The sequence below is a fragment of the Phenylobacterium sp. genome, from assembly GCF_044358365.1.
GTDB lineage: Bacteria > Pseudomonadota > Alphaproteobacteria > Caulobacterales > Caulobacteraceae > Phenylobacterium.
Genome location: NZ_JBIKNZ010000042.1, coordinates 20,717 through 27,450, shown reverse-complemented (window position 1 = coordinate 27,450; position 6,734 = coordinate 20,717). Strand labels below are relative to the sequence as shown.

The following is a 6,734-nucleotide window of genomic DNA, read 5'->3' as shown; positions in this document are numbered from 1 at the left end:
TCTTCAACAAGCTCAAACACTTCCGCGCCGTCGCAACCCGTTACGACAAGAACCCTGAAAACTACCTCGCCAGCGTCAAGCTCGCTTCAGTCAGGATCTGGATGCGATTTAATGAGTCGATGGCCTAAACGAAAAGGATCCCCTTGAAAAAAGATGACGGGGGCGTCATCTTTGAAGCTGTCGATGTCCACTAGGATTGCGTTCGATGTCCACTACCGCCGACGCTGCTGATTTCCGTCCCGCCCCAAAGGCGGCTCGGCCAAAGCTTGAGTGGGGTGCCGCCTGGCGCGCGCTTCAGCGCCTGTTGAAGGACAAGGAAGACACCCACGCGGTGTTCGAAATCATGCGCGCCCTGACAGGCGACTCCATCGCCAAGGGCTACCAGCGCCTTCTTGACACGCCTGGTGGCGGTCGCATCGCCTATGAACGCCAGGAGTTCGCGGCGAAACTGATGGATGACGCCTGGCTCGACAGCCTGCCGGCCGGCAGTGTCGGCGCGGCCTATCGCACCTTCATTCGCGCTGAACATCTTTCCGCAGATGGCCTCGTGGAAATCAGCCGTGATAGCGGCGAGCATGCCGACGAGCCGCACCCCTATGCCTGGTTCGGCCGCCGCACGCGCGACGTGCACGATATCTGGCACATCCTGTCGGGCTATCACCGTGACGCCCTGGGCGAGGCCTGTCTGGTGGCGTTCTCCTACGCCCAGACCCGAAGCCTTGGTTGGGCCTTCATCGCCTTCGGCGCCGCCTCAACTGCGCGCAATTCCGGGTACCCTATGGTGAAGGCGATCTGGCAGGGATACCAGCGCGGCAAGGCGGCGGCATGGCTGCTGGGTCAGGACTATGAACGCCTGATGTCGGAGCCGCTTGAGGCCGCGCGTGGTCGGCTGGGCATCACGCCCGCCACGATCTACGACTCGATCCCCGCAGATGTGCGTGATGGGGCTGTAGCGGCCTGACACCTAGACCCACTTCCGTCGCAGCCAGATCACTGGACCACTTAGCACCAGCAGGATCGCCAGTGCCGCGAACAGGTCGTTTAGCCACTTGAACTGCTCGTGGAAGATCACGCCGGCGTGGATGTCGGCGGCGAACAGGAACAAGGCCGTACCCGAAACGGCATTCTTGAACTGGACGTCCGATTTCCGGATTGATCGGGCGTCGGCGTCGGCCACATAGAAGCCCCGGCTGTTCTTGATCAGCCACTGGTCGCCCTGGCGCGTGGCGCTTGTGATGCCGGTCGGCAGGCCCTTCAGGAAGCGCCACTCACCGGCGCCGCCGGTCTGTACAATGTTTCGATCTCCCCCCCGGCCGACGAAGACGCTATCGTCCACGCGAAAGAGATTGGCGCCGGCCATACCGGAGGGATCCGGGATCGAGGGCTCAGTCCGCCAGCTTCGGCCATTGTCGAGTGATTGCATAACGCCAAACCGCGATGAGATGGACAGTCGCCCCGGTTGCCCCGGCCAGGCCGCAACGCCGTCGATTTCACCATCCAGATTATTGGCCTGGTAGGCTGGCGGCAGAGCGGCGCGGGTGACCTCCCAGTCCTTTGTCGCGTCAATGAACCCATAGATGTGATTCAGGGGAAAGGCGGTCACCGCCAGGATCAGGATCGGGATCGCGCCGATCAGACCCACGGTCGGGCCGTGCGCCCTGAACAGCCACTTCAGGCTGCCGCGCCGGGCCGGCACAGACAGGCCCAGCTGCTTGCCGTTGCGCTTGATCAGCCAGTAAGCGATTCCGGAGAGTGAAAGTGCGATCAGAGCTACGCCTGCGAGATCGTTGATCCAGATAGATTTCCCACCGGCCAGCAGGCCACGTCCGAAATGAATTTCCCGGATGAAAGTGTTGAACGGGACCGTCTCGGTCAGACCGGTGACATTGTCGGATCGCGCAATCCGGGTGACCTTGCCGGTCGCCTTTTCGATGGTCAGCAGATCGGAGTGGTCCCGCACCGCGACCAGGGTAGCGCCGTCATGGCCAGGGCTGACTGATGTCAGATGCTCACCCTTGAGTGCAATTCGCCGCGCTGATGCGCCGTCCGGCGCGAGCGTCCAGAGGCCGTCATCGGTCGCCAGATAGACCCCCGAGAAGTTAGCGCCAGCCGATCCTGCAAAGCCGAACAGCTGTGGCTGACCCTTGATGCCGTCGAACGCCACCTTCGTCCAGGTTTTGCCCTTGTCGGAGCTGAGCCAGGTTCCGCGCTCCGAGCCTCCGACAATTGTGGCCGGCGTGGCCACGGCGTAGCGCATCACTGTGCCCGGCACGAGGCGGTTGATCTGCTTCGAGGTCCAGGTGGTCGGCACGCTGTTCTGGTTGAGCCAGCGCCACTCGTGATGGTCCAGCAGGACACCCGTGACACCAAGGACCAGCAACCAGGCAGCCGCGACAAGCCCTGCGTACTTGTGGACGGTCCAGAGGACTCGATGGGTGTGGACGTCAACCATGATCTGCCCGGCCCCTGCAATTGTCCGGACAACCTAGGGAGTCCGTCAAACCGATGTCAATCGAGCCTGTCTGGAGCCCGGCAGGCGCACCAAACGGCGCGACTTGATTTGTCCGGACAATTCGGAGACAGTTCCATGCAAGAAACTGGCATGTCACGCGTGCTCTTCGGGGAAAAACGATCATGAAAAAGTCCATCGGTGCGCCGCTCGCGCTCCTGTTTCTAAGCGCCGCCACCTCGGCCTACGCCCAGACTGCGCCCGCCAGCAGTGCTGAGGCCGCCAGCAGCACAGTCGACGAGATCCTGGTCACCGCCCGCAAGCGCGAGGAGCGTCTGCAAGACGTGCCGCTGACGATTTCGGTGGTGAACGGCGAGGCTATCGCCCGCGCCAATCTGGTCAATGTTTCCGACCTGGCCGCACAGACGCCCGGCTTTTCCTTCCGCCAGGGTTTCGGTCGGACCGGACCTGGGAACGGTGCGGGCGTGCGCCCGTCGGTGCGCGGGATGTCTTCGATTGTCGGGGCGCCCAACGCGGCCTTCTTCGTCGACGGCGTCTATGTCTCCGACAATATCTCCAGCTATCAGCTGGACAACCTGGAACGTGTGGAAGTGATCAAGGGCCCGCAGTCGGCCCTGTTCGGCCGCGGCACCTTCGCCGGCGCCATCAGCTATGTCACCCGCAGGCCGACCAATGAGGTAACGGGCCGGGTTCGGGTGAACGTCGGTCAGTACGACAGCCGCGAAATCTCCGGCTTCATCTCCGGCCCGGTCGTCAAGGATAAGCTTCTCGTTGAATTGAATGCGCGTCACTATGAGTTTGGCGGCGACTATATCAACGCTGACAGCGGCAAGCGGGACCTGGGCGCTCAGCGCAGCAACAACTTTGGCGGGCGGGTGCTGTTCACGCCCGTTGAAAACCTCGAGATCGTGGGCACGCTGGGCTACAGCAACGATCACGATAAGGGCTATCTCTACAACTTCCAGGGCTCGGCCCTGAACAACTGCTTCCCGGCGCCGCTGGTGACACCGCAAGTCGGGCTATTCCCCCGGACAACGACCAATCGTCGCGGTTTCTATTGTGGCGAGGTAAAGACGCTCAGGAGCTACGCCTACAACAACGACGCCATCGAGGCGCTCGGATACCACGGCCTTGATCGCGAATTCGTCCGCAGCAGCGTGTCCGTGAACTACGAAACCGACAACGGTTTCAGCCTGGCGTCGATCACGGCGTTCAACACGAACAAGAGCACGACCGGGCAGGACAATACGCTGCTGCCCAGCGTCGCCCCTGCGTTCCTCATCGAACAGGTTCGCAACCGGGACTTCAGCCAGGAACTGCGACTCATGTCGCCGCAGGACAAGAGGGTCCGCGGACTGGTTGGCCTTTACTACTACAAGGAAAACAGAGGCGAAGGCTTCCAGGTCAGCAACACCAACACCAATGTGCGCCTCATCGACTATGCGGACGGTGTTCGCAGCCGCTCTGTGTTCGCAATGGTCGAAGGCGACATCACGGACTCGATAACCCTGAGCGCCGAGGGGCGCTATCAGAAGGAAAAGATCATCGGTTCAACCGGCGTGCTTGGCGCACCGGGCCAGCCGGCGCCCGCGCCCACCGCGATACGGAAAGCAACATTTGACGCCTTCCTGCCGCGCGTGACCGCCCGCTGGCAAGTCAATCCTGATCTAACGCTGCACGTCTCTGCGGCCAAGGGCAACAAGCCCGGCGGGTTCAACAGCTACCCGGCCGACATCAGTGCTGCGGACGCCACCTTCTTCAATTCCCAGGGATTCGACCTCTTCGATGAGGAGACCGCCTGGAGCTATGAAATTGGCGCGAAGGGCGTTGTTGGCGGCTGGATCAACTATTCCGTGGCGGCCTTCTACACGGACTGGACAAAGCAACAGCTCAGCCGTGGTGAAGCCTACACCCGCTTGACCAACACCCCCAACAGCGTGGTGATCATCCAGAACGCCGGCGAGTCCGAGATCAAGGGCTTTGAGTTCGACCTGTCCGGTCGGCCCCTGGACTGGCTATACGTGCGTGCCGCCTACACCTATGTCGACGCCAAGTTCACCAAGTTCTTCGATGACACGACGCAGGAGATCTATGACACGGACGGTCGTCCTGCCTTCCTGCGCGGCGGTGTTCGCAATCCCCTGGACGTCGACTCGACGGACGGCGGCGACGTCAGCGGAAATCGTCTGCCGCAGACACCGGAGCATCAGTTCGTCCTGACCGCTGAGGCCAACAGGCCCCTGACCGACGATATCGAACTGACGGCGCGGGCTGATCTGTCCTATGAATCCAAGCGCTACTCCCAGGTCGATAACCTCAACTGGGCTGGCGACAGCTATAACCTTAGCGGAAGCTTGGGCCTGCGCCGCGGCAATTGGGATCTGTCGATCTACGGTCGCAATCTGCTGCAGGATCGCACGCCGCTGGTGGTAACCCGCCTGCTGGACTTCAACCGGCTGCTGACCCGTGTGAATCCTCTCACGGGCGCCAACCAGACCACATTCTTCCGGGACTTCTCGGTCTCGGCGCCGCGCAAACGCCAGATCGGCGTCAGCGCCAGCTACAAGTTCTGAATGAGCTACGCGGGGGCGCTCAGTCCCCGCGTTTCTTGCCGTCCAGATCGCGCTGCGTTCGGGCAGCCTCAAGGGCGGCAACGGCCTTCTGATCCTTGGTAAGTCCGAACCGCACGCGGTTTCCGGACGCCTGAGACTTGTCTTCGGCGCGTGCCCTGGCCTTTCTTGCCTTGTTCAGATTGATCAGTTCCGCCATCGCTCTGATCCTCGCTCCGGAGTCGCATCGTGTCGCGTAGTCTAGCTCTTCTGGCGGCCATCGCTACCGCCTTGGCGCCCATGTCCGCGCAGGCCGGTCCCAAGGTGTGCGCCAGCTGTGTCACCTCGACCATGAAGCACCTGACGGGCGCCAAACTTGCCGGACGGGCCTGTGGGACCGACGATGACCTGGAAACGGCGCGCTATCTCGCCCGGCGCTTCAAGGCTTACGGCGTGAAAGGCGCGGCGCCTGGCGGCGGCTATCTGCAGTCCGTGCAGTTCCGCGTGCCAACCTATGCCTCACTGCCTGTTCTGCAGGTCGGGGAGGTTCGATTTGTCCATGGCGAGGGTATTCTGGCGCTGACGCCCATGCCAGACGCCACCGCGTCCCTGGTGGTGCTGAGCAAGGATGGCGCGCCTGCGGAGGGCGCCGGCCGGATCGTGGTCTTCGACGGACTATATGATCCAGCGACTGCCGCGGCGCTGGTTAAGGCCGGTGCGCTTGCCGTCATCGCGACACCGCCGGACCGGTTTCTGAAAGCGTGGGATCAGCTCGCAACGCGCCCGCCAGGGCCCGTCGAGGTTCTGGGTGTTGAGGCGCCGACGCCGCGTCCCGCCGGCCCGCCAGTTGTCTTCGCCCGACCCGAGACGTTGGCGACCCTCAAGCTTCGCGCCGGGACGTCCGCGAACATCACCGCAACCCTGGGCGCGCCGATCCTGCGCACCACCTACAATGTACTGGCGGAGATCCCAGGTCGATCCGGGCCGGCCCGCCGCGAGGTGGTGTTGCTCAGCGCACATCACGACCATCTCGGCGTCATTGGCGGACAGCTCTATCCCGGCGCCAATGATGATGCCTCCGGCACGGCCGCCGTGCTGGAGTTTGCACGAATGATGAAGTCGGGACGCGGCCACAAGCGCAGGGTTCAGTTCGCGCTCTTTGGCTGTGAGGAACAAGGCGGGCATGGCTCGCGCTACTATCTTGCCCATCCGCCTGCGCCGCTGGGCGATGTTATCGCCAATCTCCAGTTCGAGATGATCGGGGTTCCTGATCCCAGGGACCGCCAGGCGCTCATGCTCACGGGTTGGGAACGTTCGAACCTGGGTCCGGCGCTCAAGGCCAGAGGCGCAAGCCTGGGTCCGGATCCCTATCCGCAGGAGAACTTCTTCATGCGGTCCGACAACTATCAGCTCGCGAGGAAGGGTGTGGTCGCCCAAACCATCAGCGCCTGGCCGCTGCCCCCTTCCTATCACCAGCCGTCCGATACCCTGGAGAACCTGGACCTGCCCTTCATGATCGGAGTTATCCAGTCACTCGCGGATCCAATCCGATGGCTGCTGGACAGCGACTTCAAGCCGGACTGGAACCCCGGGATGAAGCCCTGAGCCTGGGTCCCGGCCGATTGCCGACACGATTTCGGACGCGGAATCCCGCCTCGGCGATCAGGCAAGCAGCTTGGCCTTAGCAACCTTCTCGGTGTCGGCCGGTTAACCCG

The 6,734-nt window shown here is 62.7% G+C and carries 5 protein-coding genes and 1 pseudogene; 4 read left to right on the top strand and 2 right to left on the bottom strand.

The genetic code is table 11. The features are described from left to right. Together ACIQ3B_RS12130 and ACIQ3B_RS12125 are read left to right on the top strand one after the other, a co-directional pair. Positions 1–128 (top strand): annotated as a pseudogene (locus tag ACIQ3B_RS12130) (IS5/IS1182 family transposase); the annotation flags it as partial. Between the two features lie 77 nt (positions 129–205). Then, complete coding sequence (locus ACIQ3B_RS12125; RefSeq protein WP_397402895.1) at positions 206–961, top strand: Coq4 family protein; 756 nt, start codon at positions 206–208, stop codon at positions 959–961. A gap of 3 nt (positions 962–964) precedes the next feature. Here the strand turns inward: ACIQ3B_RS12125 and ACIQ3B_RS12120 are convergent, their stop codons facing one another. Next, positions 965–2,452, bottom strand: a complete 1,488-nt coding sequence (locus ACIQ3B_RS12120) for a PepSY domain-containing protein (RefSeq protein WP_397402893.1) — start codon at positions 2,450–2,452, stop codon at positions 965–967. Between the two features lie 182 nt (positions 2,453–2,634). Here ACIQ3B_RS12120 and ACIQ3B_RS12115 point away from each other — a divergent pair, with 182 nt between their 5' ends. Continuing rightward, the gene (locus ACIQ3B_RS12115; protein WP_397402891.1) at positions 2,635–5,043 is read left to right on the top strand and encodes a TonB-dependent receptor; all 2,409 of its coding nucleotides are present in this window, start codon (positions 2,635–2,637) and stop codon (positions 5,041–5,043) included. 19 nt (positions 5,044–5,062) lie between these two features. On the opposite strand, the gene ACIQ3B_RS12110 is transcribed toward ACIQ3B_RS12115, so the two are convergent. Continuing rightward, a complete protein-coding gene (locus ACIQ3B_RS12110; RefSeq protein WP_397402890.1) occupies positions 5,063–5,239 on the bottom strand; it encodes a DUF4169 family protein in 177 nt (58 codons plus the stop codon). Between the two features lie 29 nt (positions 5,240–5,268). On the opposite strand from ACIQ3B_RS12110, the gene ACIQ3B_RS12105 reads away from it, so the two are divergent. After that, on the top strand, positions 5,269–6,624 hold the full coding sequence (locus tag ACIQ3B_RS12105) for a M28 family metallopeptidase (protein WP_397402888.1): 1,356 nt from the start codon (positions 5,269–5,271) through the stop codon (positions 6,622–6,624). The last annotated feature ends 110 nt before the right edge of the window (positions 6,625–6,734 follow it).